The organism is Pseudomonas sp. BAY1663 (assembly GCF_000582595.1).
Classification (GTDB): domain Bacteria; phylum Pseudomonadota; class Gammaproteobacteria; order Pseudomonadales; family Pseudomonadaceae; genus Stutzerimonas; species Stutzerimonas stutzeri_AF.
This window is the reverse complement of the sequence record NZ_AZSV01000035.1, coordinates 18,852-43,040: the sequence shown is the minus strand read 5'-3', so window position 1 is coordinate 43,040 and position 24,189 is coordinate 18,852. Positions and strand designations below refer to the sequence as shown.

Annotated in this window: 17 protein-coding genes and 5 pseudogenes; 13 read left to right on the top strand and 9 right to left on the bottom strand. The window is 67.3% G+C overall.

Annotation, left to right across the window (positions count from 1 at the left end; translation table 11 throughout):
• From BAY1663_RS11975 to BAY1663_RS11965, 3 genes and pseudogenes are all read left to right on the top strand, one after another.
• Positions 1–399, top strand: a pseudogene (locus BAY1663_RS11975) (DUF3459 domain-containing protein); the annotation flags it as partial.
• A gap of 2 nt (positions 400–401) precedes the next feature.
• The gene (locus BAY1663_RS11970; protein WP_037041027.1) at positions 402–2,021 is read left to right on the top strand and encodes an alpha-amylase family protein; all 1,620 of its coding nucleotides are present in this window, start codon (positions 402–404) and stop codon (positions 2,019–2,021) included.
• A gap of 217 nt (positions 2,022–2,238) precedes the next feature.
• Positions 2,239–2,811, top strand: a complete 573-nt coding sequence (locus BAY1663_RS11965; protein ID WP_037041040.1) for a xanthine phosphoribosyltransferase — start codon at positions 2,239–2,241, stop codon at positions 2,809–2,811.
• On the opposite strand, the gene BAY1663_RS11960 is transcribed toward BAY1663_RS11965, so the two are convergent.
• The 5 genes from BAY1663_RS11960 to dadA form a co-directional block, all read right to left on the bottom strand.
• Entirely contained in the window at positions 2,801–3,331 is a 531-nt protein-coding gene (locus BAY1663_RS11960; protein WP_037041024.1) for a cupin domain-containing protein, read from the bottom strand. The genes BAY1663_RS11965 and BAY1663_RS11960 overlap by 11 nt on opposite strands.
• A gap of 145 nt (positions 3,332–3,476) precedes the next feature.
• A complete protein-coding gene (locus tag BAY1663_RS11955) occupies positions 3,477–3,902 on the bottom strand; it encodes a cytochrome c5 family protein (protein WP_037041022.1) in 426 nt (141 codons plus the stop codon).
• 292 nt (positions 3,903–4,194) lie between these two features.
• Entirely contained in the window at positions 4,195–4,743 is a 549-nt protein-coding gene (locus BAY1663_RS11950) for a cupin domain-containing protein (RefSeq protein ID WP_037041019.1), read from the bottom strand.
• Between the two features lie 182 nt (positions 4,744–4,925).
• On the bottom strand, positions 4,926–5,300 hold the full coding sequence (locus BAY1663_RS11945; RefSeq protein ID WP_037041015.1) for a RidA family protein: 375 nt from the start codon (positions 5,298–5,300) through the stop codon (positions 4,926–4,928).
• Positions 5,275–6,573 (bottom strand): D-amino acid dehydrogenase, encoded by a 1,299-nt coding sequence (dadA, locus tag BAY1663_RS11940; RefSeq protein WP_037041012.1) that lies wholly within the window; start codon positions 6,571–6,573, stop codon positions 5,275–5,277. The genes BAY1663_RS11945 and dadA overlap by 26 nt, the downstream gene beginning before the upstream one ends.
• A gap of 149 nt (positions 6,574–6,722) precedes the next feature.
• Between dadA and BAY1663_RS11935 the strand changes: the two genes are divergently transcribed.
• The 4 genes and pseudogenes from BAY1663_RS11935 (at position 6,723) to BAY1663_RS11920 (ending at position 11,169) form a co-directional block, all read left to right on the top strand.
• Positions 6,723–7,211 (top strand): Lrp/AsnC ligand binding domain-containing protein, encoded by a 489-nt coding sequence (locus BAY1663_RS11935; RefSeq protein ID WP_037041011.1) that lies wholly within the window; start codon positions 6,723–6,725, stop codon positions 7,209–7,211.
• Between the two features lie 127 nt (positions 7,212–7,338).
• Positions 7,339–8,649: an FAD-binding oxidoreductase gene (locus BAY1663_RS11930; RefSeq protein ID WP_037041009.1), complete on the top strand. Its 1,311-nt coding sequence runs from the start codon at positions 7,339–7,341 to the stop codon at positions 8,647–8,649.
• A gap of 57 nt (positions 8,650–8,706) precedes the next feature.
• Positions 8,707–10,254: a phospholipase D family protein gene (locus BAY1663_RS11925; protein WP_037041006.1), complete on the top strand. Its 1,548-nt coding sequence runs from the start codon at positions 8,707–8,709 to the stop codon at positions 10,252–10,254.
• A gap of 166 nt (positions 10,255–10,420) precedes the next feature.
• Positions 10,421–11,169: pseudogene (locus BAY1663_RS11920) on the top strand (hypothetical protein).
• A gap of 31 nt (positions 11,170–11,200) precedes the next feature.
• On the opposite strand, the gene BAY1663_RS11915 reads toward BAY1663_RS11920, so the two are convergent.
• Both BAY1663_RS11915 and BAY1663_RS11910 read right to left on the bottom strand, forming a co-directional pair.
• Positions 11,201–12,664: a methyl-accepting chemotaxis protein gene (locus BAY1663_RS11915; RefSeq protein ID WP_256046195.1), complete on the bottom strand. Its 1,464-nt coding sequence runs from the start codon at positions 12,662–12,664 to the stop codon at positions 11,201–11,203.
• Positions 12,665–12,952: 288 nt separating this feature from the next.
• Positions 12,953–14,473 carry a 3-hydroxyacyl-CoA dehydrogenase gene (locus tag BAY1663_RS11910; RefSeq protein ID WP_037041000.1) on the bottom strand — a complete coding sequence of 507 codons (1,521 nt, stop codon included), beginning with the start codon at positions 14,471–14,473 and terminating at the stop codon, positions 12,953–12,955.
• A 116-nt stretch (positions 14,474–14,589) separates the two neighbouring features.
• Between BAY1663_RS11910 and BAY1663_RS11905 the strand changes: the two genes are divergently transcribed.
• Together BAY1663_RS11905 and BAY1663_RS11900 are read left to right on the top strand one after the other, a co-directional pair.
• Positions 14,590–15,033, top strand: a complete 444-nt coding sequence (locus tag BAY1663_RS11905; RefSeq protein WP_037040998.1) for a PaaI family thioesterase — start codon at positions 14,590–14,592, stop codon at positions 15,031–15,033.
• A gap of 4 nt (positions 15,034–15,037) precedes the next feature.
• A pseudogene (locus BAY1663_RS11900) lies at positions 15,038–16,377 on the top strand (hypothetical protein).
• 92 nt (positions 16,378–16,469) lie between these two features.
• On the opposite strand, the gene radC reads toward BAY1663_RS11900, so the two are convergent.
• A complete protein-coding gene (gene radC, locus BAY1663_RS11895) occupies positions 16,470–17,144 on the bottom strand; it encodes a DNA repair protein RadC (RefSeq protein ID WP_037040996.1) in 675 nt (224 codons plus the stop codon).
• A gap of 137 nt (positions 17,145–17,281) precedes the next feature.
• Here radC and coaBC point away from each other — a divergent pair, with 137 nt between their 5' ends.
• From coaBC to argB, 4 genes and pseudogenes are all read left to right on the top strand, one after another.
• Positions 17,282–18,493, top strand: a complete 1,212-nt coding sequence (coaBC, locus tag BAY1663_RS11890) for a bifunctional phosphopantothenoylcysteine decarboxylase/phosphopantothenate--cysteine ligase CoaBC (protein ID WP_037040994.1) — start codon at positions 17,282–17,284, stop codon at positions 18,491–18,493.
• A 7-nt stretch (positions 18,494–18,500) separates the two neighbouring features.
• A complete protein-coding gene (gene dut, locus BAY1663_RS11885; RefSeq protein ID WP_037040991.1) occupies positions 18,501–18,956 on the top strand; it encodes a dUTP diphosphatase in 456 nt (151 codons plus the stop codon).
• A gap of 37 nt (positions 18,957–18,993) precedes the next feature.
• Positions 18,994–21,570 carry a phosphomannomutase/phosphoglucomutase gene (locus BAY1663_RS25990; RefSeq protein ID WP_037040988.1) on the top strand — a complete coding sequence of 859 codons (2,577 nt, stop codon included), beginning with the start codon at positions 18,994–18,996 and terminating at the stop codon, positions 21,568–21,570.
• A 17-nt stretch (positions 21,571–21,587) separates the two neighbouring features.
• Positions 21,588–22,489, top strand: a pseudogene (gene argB / locus BAY1663_RS11875) (acetylglutamate kinase).
• 55 nt (positions 22,490–22,544) lie between these two features.
• Here argB and BAY1663_RS11870 read toward each other — a convergent pair.
• Positions 22,545–24,019, bottom strand: a pseudogene (locus tag BAY1663_RS11870) (DUF3360 family protein).
• Between the last annotated feature and the right edge of the window lie 170 nt (positions 24,020–24,189).

The following is a 24,189-nucleotide window of genomic DNA, read 5'->3' as shown; positions in this document are numbered from 1 at the left end:
TGCCCTGGCTCGCCGAACCGCCCGCATGGCTGGGGCGCCGCGCCCTGGCTGCCGTTCGCGCCCGATGCCGAGGCGCTGGCCGTCGAACGCCAGTACCGCACCGCCGACTCCACCTTCGCCCTCTATCGCCGACTGATCGCTGCGCGCAAGGCCAGCCCGGCCCTGCGTCACGGGCGCTGGGAAGAGCTGCCGTCGCATCCGGAAGTGCTCGCCTATCGCCGCGAGCTGGGCGACGACTGCCGCATCGTCTGCATCAATTTCGCCGAGCAGGCCCATGCCTGTCCGCTCAACGGCGCCTGGCAGCTCCAGGTCGCCAGCGACGGCCAGGGCGAAGGCCGGCCCTATTCCGGCGAACTGGCTCCCGGCCAGGCCGTGCTCCTCTGCCCGAAGGAAACCTGAAGATGCGCCCACTCTGGTATCGCAACGCGGTGATCTATCAGATCGACCCCTCGCTGTTTCGCGACAGCAACGCCGACGGCTGCGGCGACCTGCCCGGCGTCACCGAACGCCTCGACTACGTGCGCGGCCTCGGCGCCACCGCGGTCTGGCTGATGCCCTTCTATCGCTCGCCGTTCCGCGATGCCGGCTACGATGTCAGCGACCACCTGCAGGTCGACCCGCGCTTCGGCGACCTGGCCGACGTGGTCAGCCTGCTGGAGAAGGCCGAGGAACTCGGCCTGCATGTGATCATCGAGCTGGTGGTGCAGCACACCTCGCGCGAGCACCGCTGGTTCCAGCAGGCGCGCAGCGACCGCCACTCACCGTACCGCGACTACTACCTGTGGGCGGACGAGCCGGACGACAGCATCGAGTCGATCTTCCCCACCATCGAGGACAGCGTCTGGACCTGGGACGAGAAGGCCGGGCAGTACTACCGGCACCTGTTCTACAGCCACGAGCCGGACCTCAACCTGGCCAACCCGCGGGTAGTGGAGGAGATCGAGCGGATCATGGCCTTCTGGCTGCGCCTCGGTGTCTCGGGTTTTCGCGTCGACGCCGCCTCGCACCTGATCGAGCAGGCCGGCGCCGGCGACAGCGCCAAGGGCCACTGGCTGCTGGAGCACATGCGCGACTTCGTCACCCTGCGCCGGCCGGAAACCGTACTGCTGGGCGAGGTAGACGTCGAGCCGCAGGAGTACCGCGACTACTTCGGCGAGGGTGACCGGCTGACCCTGCTGCTGAACTTCTGGGCCAACAACCATTTCTTCCTCGCCCTCGCGCGCAACGACGCGCAACCGCTGATGGACGCCCTGAGCCGCCAGCCGGAGCCGCCGGAACGTTCGCAGTACGCCATCTGGCTGCGCAACCACGACGAGCTGGACCTGGAACGGCTCACCGAGGCGGAGCGCGAGGAAGTGATGCAGGCCTTCGCCCCCGATCCGGACATGCGCGCCTATGGCCGCGGCATCCGTCGGCGCCTGGCGCCGATGCTCGACGGCGACGAGCGGCGCCTGGCCATGGCCCATGCCCTGCTGTTCGCCCTGCCCGGCACACCGATCATCCGCTATGGCGAGGAGATCGGCATGGGCGACGACCTGTCACGGCCTGAACGCCTGGCGGTGCGCACACCGATGCAATGGTCCAACGAGCCCAACGCCGGCTTTTCCTGCGCCGAAGCCGAGCAGTTGGCCGCACCGCTGATCGACCAAGGGCCGTTCAGCTACGAACGGCTCAACGTCTATGCGCAGACCCTGCGCGGCGATTCGCTGCTGGCTCGCACCGGCAACATGATCCGCACCCGCATCGGCCTGCGGGAGATCGGCCAGGGCCGGCACACCCCGGTGCAGGTCGGCCCGCCGTCGGTGTTTGCCGTCCGCCACGACGCCGGCTCCACCGTGCTGATGCTGGTCAACCTGTCGCCCGAAGAAGTGACCGTGGAGATCGATGACGAAGACCTGCAGAACATGGTCGACGTGCTCGCCGACAGCGACTACGAACAACCCCGCGGGCATCCGCTGCACCTGCGCCTGGGCGGCTACGGCTATCGCTGGCTGCGGCGCAAGCAGCAGCTGTTCGGCTGAGCGCCGGCTCACCGCCCGTCGACCACCGGCTCCGGCGCAGTTGCCGGTTTTGCACGCGATACGCGATTTGAGCGAGAATGCGCGGCTTTCCAGGCTGCGCGCGAGCGCCAGCGAGCGGATGGCACCGGTGACGAGGCGCGCGAGCCCGGCCCCAGGGCGGTCGCTTGCCGTGCCCGCTGGCGGCCTGGCCCTGGAGTCCGCTTGAGGTAGCGTGTTCGTGGAACAGCTGAAACAGAAAATCCGCCAGCAAGGCATCGTACTTTCCGACCGTGTACTCAAGGTCGACGCATTCCTCAACCACCAGATCGACCCCGCCCTGATGCAGGCCATCGGCCAGGAGTTCGCCCGCCTCTTCCGCGAAGACGGCATCACCAAGATCGTCACCATCGAGGCCTCGGGCATCGCCCCGGCGGTGATGGCCGGGCTGGAGCTGGGCGTACCGGTGATCTTCGCCCGCAAGCATCAGTCGCTGACGCTCACCGACCACCTGCTGACCGCCTCGGTGTATTCCTTCACCAAGCAGGTGGAAAGCACCATCGCGATCTCCACCAACCACCTCTCGGCCAATGACCGGGTGCTGATCATCGACGACTTCCTGGCCAACGGCAAAGCCGCCAAAGGCCTGATCTCGATCATCCAGCAGGCCGGCGCGAGCATCGCCGGGCTCGGCATCGTCATCGAGAAGTCCTTCCAGAATGGCCGCCGGGAGCTGGAAGAAGCCGGTTTCCGGGTCGAGTCGCTGGCCCGGGTGCAGTCGCTGGCCGACGGCCAGGTGCAGTTCATCGACTGAGCGACGCCTCGCGCCATAGCCGCACCAGCGCGCCTTGGGTGCCGGCCAGCGGATCGCTGATCGGCACACCGACCTGCGCGATGCGCTCACGTGCGGCATCGTGGCCAGCCTCATCGGGGCGCAGCAGGTCGTAGTGCTGGCCCGCCGGGTACCCCGCGACGACCTGGAAATCCGCGCTCGCCTGCATGCAGCAATGGCCGGTGCCGGCCGGCAGCACCAGCGCATCGCCGGCGCGCAGCTCGACTTCGCGCCCCCGCTCGCCACCCAGCATCACCCGCGCCCAGCCACGGCACACACCGAGCACCTCGTGCGCGGTGGAGTGATAGTGCTGGTAATCGTAGATCGACCCGCGCCAGGCAGCCGGCCACAGATGGCTGTCGAACAGGCGCTCGAAGGCGACGGCCAGATCGCCATCGGCCAGCGGCAACTGGCGATAGATCAGCAGCGGATGCGGACTGTTGGGCGTGCGTCCGTCACTGGCGAAACGCAGCTGTTCGGGATGCGGCGCGGAACCGGGCATGACAACCTCTCTGCCTGCGATGACCACGCGGAATGTCGCGTGGAAACAGAATCCGCAACATTCGACCCGGCCCGTCGCGGCTTTGCTCCGCGCAGATACGACAAAGCCGCCCGAAGGCGGCTTTGCAGGTGACGCTCGTGTGCGATCAGAGACCGGACATGTGCTGGATCGCAGCCTTCAGCTCGTCGTCCGAGCAGTCGCCGCAGGTACCCTTCGGCGGCATGGCGTTGATGCCGCTGATGGCATGCTTGAGCAGGCCATCCAGGCCGCCGGCCGCGTCGGCACGGGCGGACCAGGCTGCGGAATCGCCGGTCTTCGGCGAATTGAGCAGGCCGGAACCATGGCAGGCGGTGCAGAACTTGCCATAGATCTCTTCGCCGCTGCGGGCAGCGCCGCCCGCGGCAGCGGCAGCGCCGGCACCCGCCGCTGCGCACTCTTCACCTTGAATACATACTTCACCCACCGGCTTCAGACGCTCGGCGATGGCTTCGTCGGTCGCAGCCTGAGCGCTCATTGCCCACAGGGCCACTACGGCAGTCTGTGCTACCAGGATCTTCTTAATCAGGTTCACCTTACACCCTCATTGTGGCTAGACACGCCCGCGGCCACGGTTACGCAGGCGGGCGGTAGTATAGCGGCAAGCCTTGCTCGCCGAAACAACCGGCTTCGGCCCAAGCGCCAGCAGCGACCCTGTGTCGCATTCCAGCGTGCGCGACCTTTGCTTATGGGGCAGTTGGGATGCCGCCCAGCCCTCGATGAGCGGGCGCCCCGTAGGGTGGCGCTGAGCGGCGCGAAGCCCAACAGATACCAGCCCGAAGGCACTGGTCTCGTCGTGCCCAACCTGGCGCTGCGGATATCACTGCTCAGAAATTCGCCGGCGTCGTTGCGCTGATCAGCCTGGCCGGCTCATCGAACGGATTGCGGAAGCGATGCGGCTTGCTGCTTTCGAAGTAATAGCTGTCGCCGGTTTCCAGCACGTAGATCTGGCCGTTCACGGTCAGCTCCAGGCGCCCGGCCACCAGCATGCCGGCCTCCTCGCCCTGGTGCGCGAGCATCTCCTCGCCGGTGTCGGTGCCCGGCGGATAGGTCTCGTCGAGAAAGGCGATGGCCCGGCTCGGATGCGCCTTGCCCACCAGCTTCATGCTCACCGCACCGTCGGAGATATCGATCAGCTCACCGGCCTTGTAGACCACCTGGGTGTCGCCGTCCTGCTCGAAATCCGGCGAGAAGAACTCCACCAGCGACATGGGAATGCCGCCCAGCACCTTCTTCAGCGAGCTGATCGACGGGCTGACGCTGTTCTTCTCGATCATGGAAATGGTGCTGTTGGTGACGCCTGCGCGCTTGGCCAGTTCGCGCTGGGACAAGCCCTTGAGCTTGCGGATGGTTTGCAGTCGAACGCCGACGTCCAATACGGGAGCCCCCTTTCAAGAGCGATGCGATGAGGGCGCTTATGATGGCAATGGCGTTCAGAATTTACAACACGCCGGCGCGATATCTCGGGCGCGGCGGCGTAGGGTGGATAACGCCGCTTGCGGCTTATCCACCACGGTGGACAAGGCTGCGCCGTTGTCCACCCTACGTGGGATTGGAGCTAGAGCACCGGTCCGGCCAGATCGGGCATGGCGGCGACCACGGTGATCTCCACCCGCACCTGCGGCGCGTACATCAAGGCCTGCACCGTGGTGCGCGCCGGCGCGGTGCCCGGGGCGAGCCAGGCATCCCAGATCTCGTTCATCCCGGCATAGTCGCCGGCGATGTCCTTGAGGTGGATGGTCGCCGAGAGCAGCCGCGCCTTGCTGGTGCCGGCCTCCTCCAGCAGGCGCTCGATGCTGGCCAGCGTCTCGCGGGTCTGCTGGCGGATATCGCCGTCGAGGTCGTCGGCCAGTTGCCCGGAGAGATACACCGCGCCGTTGTGGATGACCGCCTCGCTGTAGCGGGTTTCAGTGTGCAGGCGCCGGATGGGCATGCTTGCGGGTCTCCTTGTGCTTGCCGTAGCGGAAGATGTCCAGCCCCTCGGTGCTGATCTGCGGCCGCTTGGATGCCAGCAGATCGGCGAGTACCCGGCCGGAACCGCAGGCCATGGTCCAGCCCAACGTGCCATGACCGGTATTGAGGAACAGGTTGCGATAGGGTGTTGCGCCGATGATCGGCGTGCCGTCCGGCGTCGCCGGTCGCAGGCCGGTCCAGAATACCGCCTCGGCCGGGTCGCCGCCCAGCGGGAAGAGATCGCTGACGACCATCTCCAGCGTTTCGCGGCGGCGCGGATTGAGCGACAGGTCGTGCCCGGCGATCTCGGCCATGCCGCCGACGCGGATGCGCTGGTCGAAACGGGTGATGGCCACCTTGTAGGTTTCGTCGAGCACGGTCGACTGCGGCGCCATCGCCGGGTCGCTGATCGGCACCGTCAGCGAATAGCCCTTGAGCGGATACACCGGCGCGCGAATGCCCAGCGGCTTGAGCATCTGCGCGCTGTAGCTGCCCAGCGCCAGCACGTAGCGGTCGGCGGTTTCCAGCGTGCCGTCGATCCACACGCCCGCGAGTCGGTCGCCGGCGTACTCGAGGCGCTGGATGTTCTGCTCGAAGCGGAACTCGACGCCCAGCTCGCGGGCCATCTCGGCCAGGCGCGTGGTGAACATCTGGCAGTCGCCGGTCTGGTCGTTGGGCAGGCGCAGGGCGCCGCTGAGCTTGTCCGCCACCTTGGCCAGCGCCGGCTCGGCGCGGGCGATGCCGGCGCGGTCGAGCAATTCGTAGGGCACGCCGGAGCGCTCCAGCACGGCGATGTCCTTGGCCGCGGCGTCGAGCTGCGCCTGGGTACGGAACAGCTGGGTGGTGCCGAGCTGGCGCCCCTCGTAGGCGATGCCGGTCTCGGCGCGCAACTCGTCGAGGCAGTCGCGGCTGTATTCGGACAGCCGCACCATGCGCTCCTTGTTCACCGCATAGCGCGCGGCGGTACAGTTGCGCAGCATCTGCGCCATCCACAGGTACTGCTCGACGTCCCCGGTGAGCTTGATCGCCAGCGGCGCGTGGCGCTGCAGCAGCCATTTGATCGCTTTCAGCGGCACCCCCGGCGCGGCCCATGGCGAGGCATAGCCGGGCGAAACCTGGCCGGCGTTGGCGAAGCTGGTTTCCATGGCCACCGCCGGCTGGCGGTCGACCACCACCACCTCGAACCCGGCCCGGGCCAGATAGTAGGCGCTGGCCGTACCGACCACACCGCTACCCAGTACCAGTACACGCATGACATGCCCTCCCGCCCGTTTCGACCGGGCTTTCACGGATCACTATTGAGGGCAGTATAAAAAGGCCTGAGCAGTGATATTCACTATATAAAAAGCTAAATTTGCCGTTTATTAACGCCATCCTGGCTTTTTATGGAGGGTATTTCCCCATGAGAACCAAGCACCAGACTCGTCGTGAGCTGGACAAGATCGACCGCCAGATCCTGCGCATCCTGCAGGCCGAAGGGCGCCTGCCGTTCACCGAGCTGGGCGAGCGCGTCGGATTGTCCACCACCCCCTGTACCGAGCGCGTGCGTCGGCTGGAGCGCGAGGGCATCATCATGGGCTACTCGGCCCGCCTGAACCCGCAGCATCTCAAGGCCGGCCTGCTGGTCTTCGTCGAGATCAGCCTGGCCTACAAGTCCGGCGACATCTTCGAGGAGTTCCGCCGCGCGGTACTCAAGCTGCCGCATGTGCTGGAGTGCCACCTGGTCTCCGGCGACTTCGACTACCTGGTCAAGGCGCGCATCTCCGAGATGGCCTCCTACCGCAAATTATTGGGCGACATTCTCCTGAAGCTGCCGCACGTGCGCGAATCGAAGAGCTACATCGTGATGGAAGAACTCAAGGAGTCGCTGGACCTGCCGGTACCGGAGTAGAGCATTGCGCACCCCGGCCATGCGACCGTCGACGCCCACCGGGCGCCGCCGTCGGTCAGGCTGGCCTTTGCCCGGCGGTGCCGCTCCGGTCTACCCTAGGCACATGCCTATAGCCAATGACTCTTCGATGAATAGCCGTACATCCGCGCCGAACGCCGGCGTTCATGTCCCTTCCTACTATGCCGCCAGCGTCAATCGCGAGCTCCAGTTCCCACCTCTGCAGGACGAGCAGCAGGCCGATGTCTGTATCGTCGGCGGCGGCTTCTCCGGCCTGAACACCGCCATCGAACTCGCCGAGCGCGGGCTCTCGGTGATCCTGCTGGAGGCCCGGCGCATCGGCTGGGGCGCCAGCGGACGCAACGGCGGGCAGTTGATCCGCGGCGTCGGCCACGATGTCGAGCAGTTCGCGCCGATCCTCGGCGAGGAGGGCGTGGACGAACTCAAGCGCATGGGCTTCGAGGCCGTCGACATCGTCCGCCAGCGCATCGAACGGCATGCGATCGATTGCGACCTGACCTGGGGCTACTGCGACCTGGCGACCAAGCCGCGCCATCTGAAGGGCTTCGACGAGGAATACGCCGACCTGCTGCGCCTCGGCTATCCGCATCCGCTGCAGCGCATCTCGCGGCCGAACATCGGTTCGGTGGTCGGCTCGCAGCGCTACCTCGGCGGCCTGGTCGACATGGGTTCGGGGCACCTGCATCCGCTGAATCTGGCGCTCGGCGAGGCGGCCGCCGCGCAGGCGCTGGGCGTGCGGCTGTACGAGCAGTCCAGCGTCGAGCGCATCGACTACGGGCCACACTTGCGGGTACACACCGCGCAAGGCGTGGTGCGGGCCGACAACCTGGTGCTGGCCTGCAACGCCTACCTGAACGACCTGCAGCCGCAGCTGGCCGGCAAGATACTGCCGGCGGGCAGCTACATCATCGCCACCGAGCGCCTGCCCGAACCGCTGTGCAAGGAGCTGCTGCCGCAGAACATGGCGGTCTGCGACCAGCGCGTGGCGCTCGATTACTTCCGTCTCTCGGCCGATGGCCGGCTGCTGTTCGGCGGCGCCTGCCACTACTCGGGGCGCGATCCGAAGGACATCGCCGCCTACATGCAACCGAAGATGCTTCAGGTGTTCCCACAGCTGATCGGCATCGGCATCGACTACCAGTGGGGCGGCATGATCGGCATCGGCGCCAACCGCCTGCCGCAGATCGGCCGGCTGCCGGAGCAGCCCAACGTGTTCTACGCCCAGGCCTATTCCGGCCACGGCCTGAACGCCACTCACCTGGCCGGCCGACTGCTCGCCGAGGCCATCGCCGGGCAGCACGGCGGCCGTTTCGAGCTGTTCGCCCAGGTCCCGCACCCGACTTTCCCCGGCGGCCGCGCGCTGCGCTCGCCGCTGCTGGCGCTGGGTATGCTGTGGTACCGGCTCAAGGACCGATTCTGAATTCCAAGCCAAGCGCAGCGTCCAAGTTCAGGTAACCAGACGCGTACCGGAGTGACCTTGCGCGCTTATCTGCTGCCCCTGCTGATCCTGGCACTCGCGGGTTGTGCCAGCCAACCGACACCGAGCGAATCGTTCTCGGTGGCGCCGGCCGAATCGCCCCTGGGGCGCCAGGTGCAGCAACTCGCCGCCGCGCAACCCGCCGGCCATTCGGGCTTCCGGCTGCTGCCGGAGAGCACCGAGGCGTTCGCCGCCCGCGCCGAGATGATCCGTGCCGCCCGGCTCAGCCTGGATATCCAGTACTACATCGTGCACGACGGCCTGACCACCCGCGTCCTGGTGGACGAGCTGCTGCAGGCCGCCGATCGCGGCGTGCGCGTACGCCTGCTGCTGGACGACACCACCAGCGACGGCCAGGACTACCGCATCGCCACGCTGGCCGCCCACCCGAACATCCAGATTCGCGTCTTCAATCCCCTGCATCTCGGCCGCAGCACCGGCATCACCCGGGCGATGGGACGGCTGTTGCACCTCTCGCTGCAGCATCGGCGCATGCACAACAAATTGATGCTGGTCGATAGCAGCCTGGCCATCGTCGGCGGCCGCAACCTGGGCGATGAGTATTTCGACGCCAACCAGAAATTCAATTTCACCGATATCGATCTGCTCGGCGCGGGGCCCGTAGCCGAACAGCTCGCGCAGAGCTTCGACCAGTACTGGAACAACCAGCTGAGCGTTCCCATTCAGCATTTCCTCTGGCGCAAGCCGCAGCAGGCCGACCTGGGCAAGGCGCGCCAGCAGCTGCAGGAGTACCTGGCCCGGGCCCAGCGTGAGAATGGCGAGCAGTACCGACGGTTGCTCGCCTACCGGCAGCACTCGCAGTTGCAGCAGTGGCTGGAGCAATTGACCTGGGCCGCGGGCGAAGCGCTGTGGGATGCCCCGGAAAAACTGCTCGCCGACGGCACGCCGGCACCGGCGCTGCTGCTGACCACCCAGCTGGCGCCGACCATGCAGCAGGTGCGCCGCGAACTGACGCTGGTCTCGGCCTATTTCATCCCCACCGACAGCGGCGTCGAATACCTCGCCGGGCGCGCCGATGCCGGCGTGACCATCCGCGTGCTCACCAACTCCCTGGAAGCCACCGACGTGCCCGCCGTGCATGGCGGCTACGCGCCCTACCGACAGCGGCTGCTCGCGCTGGGCACGCGCCTGTTCGAACTGCGCCGGCAACCCGAGGAGCAGACCTCCTACAGCTTCTTCGGCGAGTCGGAATCGAGCCTGCACAGCAAGGCCGCGGTGTTCGACCAGGAGAAGGTCTTCATCGGCTCGCTCAACCTCGACCCCCGCTCGGTGCTGTGGAACAGCGAGGTGGGCATCCTGGTGGAAAGCCCGGCGCTCGCCCGGGAAGTCCAGCGCCTGACCCTGGAAGGCATGGCGCCAGCGATCAGCTACGAGGTGCGCCTGGAAGAACGCGATGGCAGCCCGCGCATGGTCTGGATCGCCGAAGACAACGGCCAGTTGCGCACCCTGGACAAGGAGCCGGGCGGGCTCTGGCGCCGCTTCAATGCCTGGATAGCCGACGTGATCGGCCTGGAGCACATGCTCTAGGGGCTGTTCGGTTAGTCAAGCGGACACTTCGGCCAAGCCTGGCCGCCAATCGGCCCCATGGGGCGAAATCACTCCTTGGGGTGATACCACTTGGCCACGAGTCCGCTAGGGTCTATGGCCACGGGCTGCCGCACCGCTTCTATAAAAACAACAAAGGAGCACGACTATGCATCGTCATACCCGCTTCTGGCTGCTGTTCCTGCTTCTCGGCCTGCTTCCCGGTCTGGTGGAGACGGCCCAGGGCCAACCGTTGACGCCCCTGGAAAGCCTGCAGATCCATGCCAACCGCGCCACCAGCAGCCTCCTGCTCTACCGCGGCGAAGGTTTCAGAAGGCCCATCTGCTGCGCCTGGAAAACGACCTCCTCGCATTGGACGCCGCATTGCAGGGCATTCCCGCTCCGACCACGGCACTGCGCGAAAGCCATCGGCAATTGCAGGAGCGGCTGCGCGAAGGCGCCGGCTTCGGCCGCACAGAAGACGACATGCCCTGGGGCTGGCCGCTGCAGATGAGCAAGGCGCTGCGCGACTTCCTCACCGAGGTGCGCGCCCAGCAGGCCAGTGCCGGCGCGCAGGCCGAGCTGCCGGCGAAGGTCGAGTACCTGGCGGTGCAATACCTCAGCCGCGCCTACATCGGCTCCTTCGAGATCGCCCGCGAGCAACCGGACACCTACCTGGGGCAGGACGAGCGCCAGCTCGTGCCGGCCATCGATGCCCAGATGGCGGCGCTGGACGGCAAACGCGATCCGGCGCTGGCGAGGCTGAAGACCCGCTGGGGCTTCCTCAAGGTGGCCCTGGAGGACATGAACAGCGGCAGCAACAACTTCACCACGGCCTCGGGCCGCCCTTTCGCCCCGATCATGGTCGACCGCCACGCACGCAGCCTCAGCGAGCAATGGATGGCCGTGGCGCCCTGATCGCTGATCGCAGTCGGCAACGGCCGCGCGGTTATGCCTCCGGCCGATAGCCCAGGCGCAGGCCGCCCCAGTGCCGGCCGCGCACCATGATCGGCACCGACAGGTCATGCATCAGCTCGCCGGTGTCGCGGCTGTAGGTCTGCAGCAGCACCTTGCGCTGGTGGCTGCCACAACGGCCGCCCGTACGGTCGTTGAACAGGCGCTTGCTGCGGCTCTTGACCCGGTCGATCTGCGGGTCGCCCACCGGCGGCTGGCTGAATGCGCGGTTGTGGGTCGGCACGTAGCCCTCCGGCGTGGTGGCGATGGCATAGACCACGGCCGAGTGCTTCTCCAGCAGCGGTTCCTGGATCGCCGGCAGCACCTCGTCGGCGTAACGGTCGAAGCGGGTGTGGTACTTCTGCGGATCGGTCCCGGGCTGCGCCTGGTAGTTGCGGTCGAACAGATCGTCCAGGCTGACCCGCCCCGCCTCGATATCGGCCTCGAAGCGCGCGCCGATCGCCGCCGCACCCTCACGGGCGAGGTCGAAGATGAACTGGTGATAGTCGTCGAGCTGCACCTCGGCCAGTTGCTCGCTGGCGCTCTCGGCCTGCGCCACCAGGCGCTCGGCGGCCTGCTCGAGCTGGCGGGTCTGCTGCTCGCTGCCCAGGGCGTCGGCACGCAACTGGTCGAGGGCGACGAACTGCCCGGTGAGGCGTTCGTGATTGCTGGCGGTCCCCGAGCTGATCTGCGCCACCTGGCTCTCGACGTTACCGGCCAGCCCGGCGATGCCGCTGAGCTGCTCGCCGGTGGTGGCGATCTGCCCGGCGGCGGCATCGAGCTCGTCGGCCTGTTTCTGGATGTGGCTCACCACCGCTTCGCTCTGCTGGCGGATGTCGGCGACCATGCGCCCGACTTCCTCGGTGGCGCTGGAAGTGCGCGCGGCGAGGTTGCGTACCTCGTCGGCGACCACCGCGAAGCCGCGCCCGGCCTCGCCAGCACGCGCCGCCTCGATGGCGGCGTTCAACGCGAGCAGGTTGGTCTGGCTGGCGATGGACTGGATTACATCGGTGATCTGGCGGATTTCCTCGGTGCGCAGCGACAACCCGTCGATCAGCGTGCGGCTGGCCTGGGTCTGTGCGCTCAGTTGCTGCATGCGCTCGATCGCCTGCTGCAGTTCGGCCTGCCCGGCATCGCTGCGACGGCGCACGGCTTCGGCCGCCTCCAGCGCCTGGCGCGCCCGCTCGGCGCTTTCCTGTTCGGTGGCGGCGATGCCCTCGGCACCACCGGCGATCTCGCTCACCGCCTGCAGCTGGGACTGCAGGCGGCTGGCCAATTGCTCGGCGCTGTAGGCCACCTGCGCCGCGGCAAGGGCGTTATGGCAGGTGTTGCGCGAAAGGTTCTTGCTGAAGTCGGTGAACGCCTGCTGGCCACCCTCGGCGCTTGCGGCGACGTCACTCGTCGCCGGCCAGCGGACGAACCAAGGCCACAGCGATGCCCCCAGCCACAGCAAGGCCATCACGGGCAACGGCGGCACCAGCCAGTGCTGAAGCAGCAGCAGGCCGATGATCAGCAGCCCCTGGAACAGGACGATCCCGGGCTGACGGCGAAAGGCGGGCTCATGTGCGGCCTCTTGTTCTTGTCGAACGGACAGAGTGTTTTACCTATCCCCGCCACGAAACACAGTAGTTCCTTAGTAGCAACTGGCCTTCATGCGGGACCTTACAGGCTAGCGGCAGGCCCGCCGCAAACTGAAGACCCGCCGGCAGCGCCGTTCGTCCCGGCGGGCGCTCGCGCCGGAGTCGATTCAGGCGCCGGGACGATCGGGCGTGGCCAGCGGTAGCCCCAGCTGCACGCGCCGGCGCAGCCACGGGCTGGGCCGATAGCGCGGCTCCCCGCCGTAGCACAGCTGCAGGCCCTGCAGGATGGTGAGAATCCGCGCCGCGCCGTAGTGCTCGGCGAAACCCAGCGGGCCTTTCGGGTAGCCGAGGGCGAGCTGGACGGCGCGCTCCAGCGTCTGCGGCTCGGCGATGCCCTTCTGCGCGATCTCACAGCCGAGGTTGACGATGCTGGCGATCACCCGCTGGCTGACGAAGCCCGGCGAGTCGTTGATCACTTCGACGGGAACGCCGTCGCCCCCCAGCGCCTGGCACGCCTGTGCCTCCAGCGCCGGGTCGAGGGCCGGCTGGCGCATCAGCACGCGGCGCCTGTCGAAGTCGCTGAACGGGTCGAGGGCGATGCAGCGCGCCGCCGGCAACGCCAGCCGCGCGATCATGCTGCTGGCATCCTCGCCCAGCGGGGTGAGGAGGCAGATGGCCCGCGCCGAAGGCTCCGCATCCGGTTCCAGCAACGCGCCGGCTCCGTGCAGAAGCGCGGCGACACGTCCGCGCAGTTCGGGGTCGCGGCTGTCCAGCCAGAACGGCCGGTCGACAGCGACCGCCTCGCGCTGCGGCGGCGCCGGGCGGATCTGCTGGCTATTTTCGTAGCGGTAGTAGCCCTGGCCGCTCTTGCGCCCGAGCAGGCCGGCGGCGACGCGCTGGGCCGCCTGGTAGGACGGCGTGTAGCGCGGGTCCTGGTAGAACTGCCCGTGGACCGACTCCATCACCGCATGGGAAATGTCCAGCCCGGTCAGGTCGAACAGCTCGAACGGCCCCATGCGAAAACCCGGACCGTCGCGCAGGATGCGGTCGATCTGCTCGGCGCTGGCGATCCCCTCGCTGAGGATGCGCAGGGCCTCGGTGCCGTAGGCGCGGCCGGCATGGTTGACCAGGAAGCCGGGGGTATCCGGGGTGACCGCCGGGAAGTGCCCGGCCTGCTCGGCGAGCCGCACCAGCCGCTCGATCACCTGCGCAGCGGTGCGTTCGCCGCGCACCACCTCGACCAGTTTCATCAGCGGCACCGGGTTGAAGAAATGAAAGCCCGCCACCCGCTCCGGACGGCGGCAGGCGGCGGCGATGCGCGTCACCGAGAGCGACGAGGTATTGCTGGCGAGCACCGCCTCCGCGCCGACCAGCCCTTCCAGCTCGACGAACAGCGCCTGCTTGGCCTCGAGGTTTTCCACGATCGCCTCGATCAGCAGGTCGCAGCCCGCCAGTTCGGCCAGGGCGTGCGCCGGCTGCATGCGCACGAGCGTGGCGGCGAGCTGCTCGGCCGTCATGCGCTCCTTGGCGACGTTGCGCTCGAGCAGCTCGCGGTTGAATGCCAGCGCCTCGGCGACGGCCTCGGGGCGCGCGTCGTACAGCCAGACCTGCTGGCCGGCGGCGGCGAAGAGCTGGGCGATGCCGCGCCCCATGGCGCCGGCGCCGATGATGCCGATACGGGAAAACATGCGGACCTCCTCGATCGCTCTTATTTTTATTTCGCACAGCGGAATGACATTCCACACGATTGACCGAAAGCCTAAAGACTGCCAGGCTGCCGCGCAAGCCATCCGCGAACACAGCCATGCCCGACACTCATTATTCCGACGCCACGCTGCGCCAGGTGGAAGCCACCGTCACCGGCTTCTTCCAGGACCTCGGCTGCCGCCTTGTCGACTACGCGCCCGACCTTGCGGTGGTCGAACTGCTCCTGCTGCCACGCCACCTGAACAATGCCAGCAACCTGCACGGCGGGGTCAGCGCGACGCTGCTCGACGTGGCCATGGGCCTGTGCGGCACCTGGGCCGAGCAGCCGGAGCGGCGCCGCGTCGCCACCACGCTGTCGATGAACGTCAATTTCAGTGCGCCGGCCGCGGCCGGCAGCCGCATCCGCGCGGTGGCCCGCTGCCGCTCCAGCGGCCACAAGGTGTTCATGGCCAGCTGCGACCTGCTCGACGAACAGCAGCGCCTGATCGCCTTCGGCGAGGGCGTCTACAAGCGCGGCCCGTTGCGCAGCGAACTGCCCTGACGCCATGACCGCCCTGCTGCCGCTGGCATTGCTCTGCGAACTGCTGGCCCTGGTGACCCGGCTGCAACCGCTCAGCGTGGCCAGCGGGCTGCTGCTGGGGCTGTTCTTCGCCTGGCACTGGCGCTCGCTGATGCCCTATCCGCGCCGGCTCGGGCTGGTCACCCTGGGTCTGCTCGGCTACTGGCTGCTGCGCGGCGACGCCAGTTGGGTGCAAGGCCAGCGGATGCTCGCCTCGGCGGCGTACTACGGCGCCTTCATCGGCGCGCTGGGCTGATGCACTGCCTGGTCAAGCGCCTGCACCAGCTCGGCGAACTGCACCGGCTGCTGCTCGCCGGGCCGCGCGCGAGCCTCTATCCGAGCTACCTGTTGAGCACCTTCGCGATCAGCTCGATTCTCAGCTTCGGCATGCTCAACCTGGTCTGCGGCTCGCTGGATCGCCATCTGCAGCGCCACCGCTACAGCGAAGCCCAGCGCCGCGAGGGCAGCCGCGGGGTGATGGTGACCGCCCTGCGCGGTTTCGCCCTGGTACCCCTGCTGGCGCCGACCAGCGTGGCGGTGGCGATCCTCACCCGCGAACTGCCGGGGCTGAGCTGGGCCGCGCTACTGCCGTTCGGCCTGCTCGCCGCGGCGATCCTGCTGCTGGTCGGCTGGCCGCTGGAGAATCGCCGGCTGCAACAGCTGCACGGCATGGACGCGTCCGGCACGCTCACGGACGAAGCGCCGCCGGCCGAATTCCGCGGCCTGCTGCTGGGCAGCCTGATCGGTATCCTGTTGATCGCCCTGCTGGCGGCGCTGACCTGGCTGTCGGCGACCCAGGCGGCGATGCTGCTGGTACCGCTGGCGGTGATCGGCCTCCTGTTCCGGCAGGGCGAAAAACCTCGCGCGGTCTACACGGAAGTGCGCGAAACCCTCGCCGGCATGCGCAACGAGACCTTCATCTTCGCCTGCTCGGCGCTGCTCGGCGGACTGACCGCCGCGCTGGTACCGGTGGACACCCTGGCCACCCATTTCAGCGCCACGCCGCTGGCGCTGTTCGGCCTCGGCAGCGCCGGCCTGCTCGCCATCATCGGCCTGGCCCTGCTCGGCGTCGCGCCGATCATCTCGCTGAGCCTGTGCGCCGCGCTGCTGGCGCAACTGGCCGGGCATGGCGTGGCGGTCATGCAGCCGGCGGTGGCGCTGCTCGCCGGCTTCTCGCTGGCGATGCTGCTTTCGCCCTACGGCCCCTCGGCACTGATGCTGGCGCGCCAGGCGCAGCTCTCGCCATGGCGCATCGCCTTCGGCTGGAATGGGCGCTTCGTGCTTCTGGTGCTCGGGCCGTTATTGCTGGTGCCGTTGTTGGCCTAGCTGAGCGAAGCCTGGTCTTGAATAGGCAGGATTGAATATGGGGTGGAAGTCCCGCTTCATGATCGAGGCCGAAGGCCCCAGGCCAATCTCCCTCACACCCACCCATACTCCGCCATCGACAACGGCTCCCCCTCGCCGACGATGAAATGATCCAGCACCCGCACGTCGATCAGCGCCAGCGCCTCCTTCAGACGCAGGGTCAGCCGGCGATCGGCCTCGCTCGGTTCGGCCACGCCGGAGGGATGATTGTGGGTGAGGATCACCGCCGCCGCGTTTTGCGCCAGCGCGCGCTTGACCACCTGCCGCGGGTAGACGCTGGCGCCGTCGATGGTGCCATGGAACAGCACCTCGAAGGCCAGCACGCGATGCTTGGCATCGAGGAACAGGCAGCCGAACAGTTCGTGCGGCTCGTGGCGCAGGCGCGCCTTGAGGTAGTCGCGCACCGCCTGCGGGCTTTCCAGCGCCGAGTCGCGGCGCAGGCGCTCGGCCAGGTGTCGCCGCGCCATCTCCAGCACCGCCTGCAGCTGAGCGAACTTGGCGGGGCCGAGCCCCAGGTGCGCGCCGAATTCGGCGAGATCGGCTTCCAGCAGTGCGCGCAGGCTGCCGAATTCGCTGAGCAGATGCCGCGCCAGATCCACCGCACTCTTGCCGGCCACGCCGGTGCGCAGGAATATCGCCAGCAATTCGGCGTCGGAAAGCGCGGCCGCGCCCTGTTCGAGTAGCTTCTCCCGCGGCCGTTCCGCCGCCGGCCAGTCACGAATGCTCATGTCACCTCCCTGTCGAGCGGGCCCACTTCTCCGCTGTGGGCGCTGTGCTATCTTAGCCCGTCATTTTTTCCGGGGGTCCGGGCAAGTTCCGACGCAGTTCTCACCCCGGCAATTCTTACAAGATAGAAGGCAGGCCTATGCAGCGGCTGTATCGTAAACGCATCGTCCTGGGCGTCGGCGGCGGCATCGCCGCCTACAAGAGCGCCGAACTGGTCCGCCGCCTGCGCGACCACGGCGCCGAGGTCCGGGTGGTGATGACCCAGGGCGGGCGTGAATTCATCACCCCGCTCACCCTGCAGGCGCTGTCCGGCCATCCGGTACATCTGGACCTGCTCGATCCCGCCGCCGAAGCGGCCATGGGGCATATCGAACTGGCCCGCTGGGCCGACCTGGTGCTGGTCGCCCCGGCCACCGCCGACCTCATGGCGCGCCTGGCCCAGGGCACCGCCAACGACCTGCTGACCACCCTGGTGCTGGCGACCAATGCCCCCGTGGCTCTGGCGCCGGCGATGAACCAGGCGATGTGGGCCGACCCGGCGACCCAGGCCAACCGCGAACTGCTGCTCGAACGCGGCATCCGCCTGTTCGGCCCCGGCTCCGGCAGCCAGGCCTGCGGCGACGTCGGCATGGGCCGCATGCTCGAGGCCGAGGAGCTGGCGCAGGCGGCTGCCGACTGCTTCGCCACCGGCACGCTGACCGGCCTGCACCTGCTGATCACCGCCGGGCCGACCCAGGAAAACATCGACCCGGTGCGCTACATCACCAACCACAGCTCGGGCAAGATGGGCTTCGCCCTGGCCGAGGCCGCCGCCGAGGCCGGCGCACGGGTGACGCTGGTCACCGGCCCGGTGTTCCTGCCGACCCCCGATCGCGTGCAGCGCATCGACGTGGTCAGCGCCCGCGACATGCTCGCCGCCTGCGAAGCGGCGATGCCCTGCGACCTGCTGGTCGCCGCCGCCGCGGTGGCCGACTACCGCCCGGAAGTGGTCGCACCGCACAAACTGAAGAAAGACCCCAACAGCGGTGACGGCCTGCTGCTCCAGATGGTGCGCAATCCGGATATCCTCGCCACCCTGGCCAGCCGCCCGGATCGTCCGTTCTGCGTCGGCTTCGCCGCCGAAACCGAGAACCTGCTGGAATACGCCACGCGCAAGCTGCGCGACAAGAACCTCGACCTGATCGTCGCCAATGACGTGGCCAACCCCAGCATCGGCTTCAACAGCGAAGACAACGCCGTCAGCGTGATCGACCGCCAGCAGCACGAAACCCGCTTCGGCCAGGCCAGCAAGGGGCACATTGCCCGCGAGCTGGTGGCCTTCATCGCCGACCGCTACCAGAAACAGGCCTGACCCAACCATGCACGCACTCCAAGCGAAGATTCTCGACCCGCGCCTCGGCCGGGACTTCCCGCTCCCCGAATACGCCACCCCGGGCTCGGCCGGGCTCGACCTGCGCGCCATGCTGCAGAGCGACACCGTCCTACAACCGGGCGAGACCCTGCTGATTCCCACCGGGCTGGCGATCCACATCGCCGATCCGGGCCTCGCGGCGCTGGTGCTGCCACGCTCGGGCCTGGGCCACAAGCACGGCATCGTGCTCGGCAACCTGGTCGGCCTGATCGATTCGGATTACCAGGGCGAACTGATGGTGTCCTGCTGGAACCGCGGCCAGAGCGCCTTTTCCATCGCCGTCGGCGAGCGCATCGCGCAGTTGGTGCTGGTGCCGGTGGTACAGGCCCGCTTCGAGCTGGTCGCCGATTTTGACAGCAGCGACCGCGGCGCCGGCGGCTTCGGGCATTCCGGCAGCCACTGAGCCACTGCCCGCCTTTCAGGATGATTCGAGGAGCTTCATGGCACTCTTCAAACGCACAGCCAAGGATTCAGGCGTACTGAACCCGGCCGCTCCCCGCACCAAGCGCAGCGGCACGACCAGCCTCAAGCCGCTGCTGGCCGGCCTGACGACCAGCCTGATCGGCCTCGGCGCCGCCGCCGCGCTGCTCTGGTTCGGGCTGCAGAACGCGCAGCAACAGCAACAGGCGCTGCTCGCCAATGCCTGGGGCCAGAGCCAGGCGAGCGCCCTGCAGCAGGCACTGCGCCAGTTGCAGGACGATACCCAGGCCAGCGTTGCCCGGCTGCGCCTGCTGGACGCGTTGGACGACGCGCAGCAGATCGACGAGGCCGAGCGCAGCCTGCGCGAGCAGCCGGGCGTGGTCGATGCCTACCTCAACCCACTTGGCCGGATCAGGCCCGACAACAATCGCCCGGGCCCGATGAATTTCGCCGCGATGGATTTGCTGCAGCGCGCCGTGAACGGCCAGACGCCGGCGGCGGAAGCCTACAAGATAGGCAATCGCTGGCTGCTCTACAGCGCCACCGCGCTGCGCGCCGATCCGCAACAGCCGATACGCGGCACGCTGCTGCTGGTGATCGAGCTCGAGCGGCTGCTCGCCGCGTTGCCCAGACTGCCCGCCGAGGCCGGTCAGTTGCGCCTGAGCCAACAGTTCTCCGGCGCACCGGCCCAACTGCTCATCGAGCGCGGCACAGGCGCCCGCGCAGCAACGACGCTGAACCTGTCCGTCGGCAACCCCAACTGGAAGCTGAGTTTCCAGCCGGGCAGCGCCGCCGGCAGCGCGACGATCCCGCCGCTGACGCTGCTGGCCGCCGCGCTGCTGGCGCTGGCCGGCGTGCTGATCGGCCTGCAGCTGGTGCTCGGCGCCCAGCAGCGGCGGCTGCGCGAGGATGTGTTGCAGATCAATCGGCTGCTGCAGGAACTCTCCACCGGCAAGACCATCCAAATACCGGCCTTGAGCCTGCCGGCGCTCGATGCGCTGGCCCGGAACATGGTCCGTCTGCCCATCCGCACCGCCGGATCGGCTCCGACTCACGCATCCGCTGCGGCGGCGCCCGCCGTCCGGCAAGCCAAATCCAGCGAGTACGTCGATCCGCGCGTGCCGGACACCGATATTCTCGACATCGATATTCTCGACGAGGACCAGGATCTTTTCGGCCTCGACAGCAAGGAGCGAGAAAACGCAATGAGCAGCGCCAAAGCCCCGAACTTGCCCGCCAGCATCTTCCGCGCCTACGACATCCGTGGCGTCGTCGGCGACAGCCTGACCAACGAAACCGCCTACTGGGTGGGCCGCGCGATCGGCTCGGAAAGCCTCGCCAAGGGCGAGCCCAACGTTTCCGTGGGCCGCGACGGCCGCCTCTCCGGTCCGGAACTGGTGCAACAGCTGATCCAGGGCCTGCTCGACAGCGGCTGCACTGTCAGCGACATCGGCATGGTGCCGACCCCGGTGCTCTACTACGCGGCCAACATCCTCGCCGGCAAGTCCGGGGTGATGCTCACCGGCAGCCACAACCCGCCGGACTACAACGGCTTCAAGATCGTCATCGCCGGCGACACGCTGGCCAACGAGCAGATTCAGGCGCTGCGCCGGCGCATCGAAACCAACGACCTGGCCGAAGGCGTCGGCAGCGTCGAGCAGGTCGACGTGCTCGAACGCTACTTCCAGCAGATTCGCGGCGACATCGCCATGGCCAAGCCGATGAAGGTGGTGGTCGATTGCGGCAACGGCGTGGCCGGCGTCATCGCCCCCCAACTGATCGAAGCGCTGGGCTGCAAGGTCATCCCACTGTACTGCGAGGTCGACGGCCACTTCCCCAACCACCACCCGGACCCGGGCAAGCCGGAAAACCTGGTCGACCTGATCGCCAAGGTGAAAGCGGAAAAGGCCGACCTGGGCCTGGCCTTCGACGGCGACGGCGACCGCGTCGGCGTGGTGACCAACGCCGGCAGCATGATCTACCCCGACCGCCTGCTGATGCTGTTCGCCAAGGACGTGGTCTCACGCAACCCGGGCGCCGATATCATCTTCGACGTCAAGTGCACCCGCCGCCTCACCCCGTTGATCAGCGGCTACGGCGGCCGCCCGGTGATGTGGAAGACCGGCCACTCGCTGATCAAGAAGAAGATGAAGGAATCCGGCGCACTGCTGGCCGGCGAGATGAGCGGCCACATCTTCTTCAAGGAGCGCTGGTTCGGCTTCGACGATGGCATCTACAGCGCCGCGCGCCTGCTGGAGATCCTCAGCCAGGACAAGCGCGATGCCGAACAGGTATTCGCCGCCTTCCCCGCCGATATCTCCACGCCGGAAATCAACATCACGGTGACAGAAGAAAGCAAATTCACCATCATTGACGCCCTGCAACGCGACGCCCAGTGGGGCGAGGCGAACCTGATCACGCTCGATGGCGTGCGGGTCGACTATCCCAAGGGCTGGGGCCTGATCCGCGCCTCCAACACCACGCCGGTGCTGGTGCTGCGCTTCGAGGCCGACAGCGAGGACGAGCTGAAGCGCATCCAGGGCGTCTTCCGCACCCAGCTGCACAGCGTTGCACCCGACCTCAAACTGCCGTTCTGAATTCTGCGGAGCCCTGCATGACCCTCAGCCGTGAAGCTGCCACCCAATTCGCCCAGGTTCTGTCCGAGGCGCTGCCCTACATCCGCCGCTTCGTCGGCAAGACGCTGGTGATCAAGTACGGCGGCAACGCGATGGAGAGCGAGGAGCTGAAGACCGGCTTCGCCCGCGACATCGTGCTGATGAAGGCGGTGGGCATCAACCCGGTGGTGGTGCACGGCGGCGGCCCGCAGATCGGCGACCTGCTCAAGCGGCTGAACATCGAGAGCCACTTCATCGACGGCATGCGGGTGACCGACAGCCAGACCATGGACGTGGTGGAGATGGTCCTCGGCGGCCAGGTCAACAAGAGCATCGTCAGCCTGATCAACCAGCACGGCGGCAGCGCCATCGGCCTGACCGGCAAGGACGCTGGCTGATCCGCGCGAAGAAGCTCAAGGCCACGCGGCAGACGCCGGAAATGACCAAGCCGGAAATCATCGACATCGGCCACGTCGGCGAAGTCACCGGGGTCAACAGCGAGCTGCTGGAGATGCTGGTGCACGGCGACTTCATTCCGGTGATCGCGCCCATCGGCGTCGGCGCCAACGGCGAGTCGTACAACATCAACGCCGACCTGGTGGCCGGCAAGGTGGCCGAGGCGCTGAAGGCCGAGAAGCTGATGCTGCTGACCAACATCGCCGGCCTGATGGACAAGCAGGGCAACGTGCTCACCGGCCTGTCCACCGCCCAGGTCGATGCACTGATCGCCGACGGCACCATCTACGGCGGCATGCTGCCAAAGATCCGCTGCGCACTGGAGGCGGTGCAGGGTGGGGTCAACAGCGCGCACATCATCGATGGCCGGGTGCCCAACGCGGTGCTGCTGGAAATCTTCACCGACGTCGGCGTCGGCACGCTGATCACCAACAGCCAGCGCTGAATCCGGCGCAACGCAAAAAGGGGAGCCGCGGCTCCCCTTTTTCATGCCCGTCGCCTCAGAGGTCGATGCGCAAGGATTCGAACAGCGCCGGGATGCCCGGGAACATGCCGATACCCAGCATCACGCCGCAGAGCACGACGAACACGATCGTCGGGATCACCCAGCGATGCAGATGGCTCAGCGACTGGCCGCGCTCCTTGTCGCCGATCAGCCCCAGGTTGTCCAGCAGCACCGTCAGCGACCAGCCGAATACCGGGTTCACCAGCGCCGAGGAGAAGATCACGATGGCCGCCGACTGCGAGGTCTTGCCTTCGCGGGTCATCTGCATGCCGGCCTCCAGCAACGGCAGGAACACCCCGACCATCAGCGCCACACTGAGCACCGGCGGCCAGATAGCCAGGTCCATCGGGTAGCCCCACAGCGCCGCCACCACGCAGAGCAGTCCGGTCAGCAGCGCGCCCGCCGGAATCGGCCGCTTGGCGATCGCCGCCGGCACCATGAAGGTCCCCCAGGACGAAGCCAGGTTGCCGCCCCCCAGCGAGGTACCGACGATCTGCCGCGCAGCCGCGATGCACATGGTGTCGTCGATGTTCATCAGCACTTTCTTCGCTTTCGGCGGATAGTTCAGCTGCTGGAATACCCGGTGGCCGAGAAAGTCCGGCGACCACATCGCCACCGCCAGCACGGCGAACGGCGCGACAGCGATGAAGTGATGCAGCTCCGGCAGGCCGAGCTGCCAGCCGGTGGTCTCGCCCCACCAGTACATCGGGTTGAGGTTGGGGATGCCCGGCTCGGTGTTGAACTCGAACGGGGCGCCCATCAGGAAGGCGATCAGCGCGGCCAGTCCGGACCCCAGCGGTATCGCCAGCCAGCGCATGCGGATATGTTCCAGGTAGGCATACATCACGATGGTGGCGAATACCACGACGAAGGCGATGTAGCCCATGTCGAAGCCATCGGCCCAGCCGAACAGCTTCTTGATCTGCGACGTGACGCCGATGAAGCCAGGTAGAGCAGCAAGCCCCCGCACACCCCGTCGCTGGTCAGGCGCGCCAGCAGGCTGCCACCCTTGAACACGCCGAGGGTGAAGCCCAGCACGCCGACCATGATCCCCAGCGCCATCGGGTGCCCGCCCGAAGCGACGATCAGCGGAATCAACGGAATCAACGGCCCATGGGTGCCGGCGAGGTTGGCGGTCGGATTGAGGAAGCCGGAAAACACCACCACGAACAGCAGCGCGGCGATCAGCATCTCGTAGCGGGCGTTCTCGATGACGAACTCGTTGGATAACCCCATCGGCCCGGCGAAAGCGGCGACGACAGCCGCCACCATGACGATCTTGCCGATGGTCGCCGCCATCGCCGGCACCCAGTCCTCGTATTCGAAGCGGTAGTCGCGAAACGGCAGGTTCACCCCCCAGCGTTTCGGCGCCATGATCTCCAGTTCATGCTCGAGATAATCCGAGCGAGTCGCGAAATCTCCCTTTGGCTTGTGAAGCTCCTGGTAACTGCGTAGGTCCCTACCATTCATGACGATCAGCCATACCCAAAAAATTCGCGCCACGGTACAGACTGACCTGCGACAACTCATCACTACCTTGAAACTATTGAGTTAGAGCGGTCTTTGTGATAGCAAGCAAGCTATGCATTAACGCCAACACGACGCCCCAGGGCTGGGCGTGGCCATCGGAAGGCAAGTGA

Bases quoted from the DNA above. Each gene is read 5' to 3' on its own strand.
- BAY1663_RS11970 (WP_037041027.1), top strand. From the start codon at position 402: ATGCGCCCACTCTGGTATCGCAACGCGGTGATCTATCAGATCGACCCC.
- BAY1663_RS11915 (WP_256046195.1), bottom strand. From the start codon at position 12,664: ATGGCCTTGCTGTGGCTGGGGGCATCGCTGTGGCCTTGGTTCGTCCGC.
- coaBC (WP_037040994.1), top strand. From the start codon at position 17,282: ATGCAGCGGCTGTATCGTAAACGCATCGTCCTGGGCGTCGGCGGCGGC.
- BAY1663_RS11930 (WP_037041009.1), top strand. From the start codon at position 7,339: ATGAATAGCCGTACATCCGCGCCGAACGCCGGCGTTCATGTCCCTTCC.
- dadA (WP_037041012.1), bottom strand. From the start codon at position 6,573: ATGCGTGTACTGGTACTGGGTAGCGGTGTGGTCGGTACGGCCAGCGCC.
- BAY1663_RS11945 (WP_037041015.1), bottom strand. From the start codon at position 5,300: ATGCCCATCCGGCGCCTGCACACTGAAACCCGCTACAGCGAGGCGGTC.
- BAY1663_RS25990 (WP_037040988.1), top strand. From the start codon at position 18,994: ATGGCACTCTTCAAACGCACAGCCAAGGATTCAGGCGTACTGAACCCG.
- BAY1663_RS11935 (WP_037041011.1), top strand. From the start codon at position 6,723: ATGAGAACCAAGCACCAGACTCGTCGTGAGCTGGACAAGATCGACCGC.
- dut (WP_037040991.1), top strand. From the start codon at position 18,501: ATGCACGCACTCCAAGCGAAGATTCTCGACCCGCGCCTCGGCCGGGAC.
- BAY1663_RS11960 (WP_037041024.1), bottom strand. From the start codon at position 3,331: ATGCCCGGTTCCGCGCCGCATCCCGAACAGCTGCGTTTCGCCAGTGAC.
- radC (WP_037040996.1), bottom strand. From the start codon at position 17,144: ATGAGCATTCGTGACTGGCCGGCGGCGGAACGGCCGCGGGAGAAGCTA.
- BAY1663_RS11905 (WP_037040998.1), top strand. From the start codon at position 14,590: ATGCCCGACACTCATTATTCCGACGCCACGCTGCGCCAGGTGGAAGCC.
- BAY1663_RS11910 (WP_037041000.1), bottom strand. From the start codon at position 14,473: ATGTTTTCCCGTATCGGCATCATCGGCGCCGGCGCCATGGGGCGCGGC.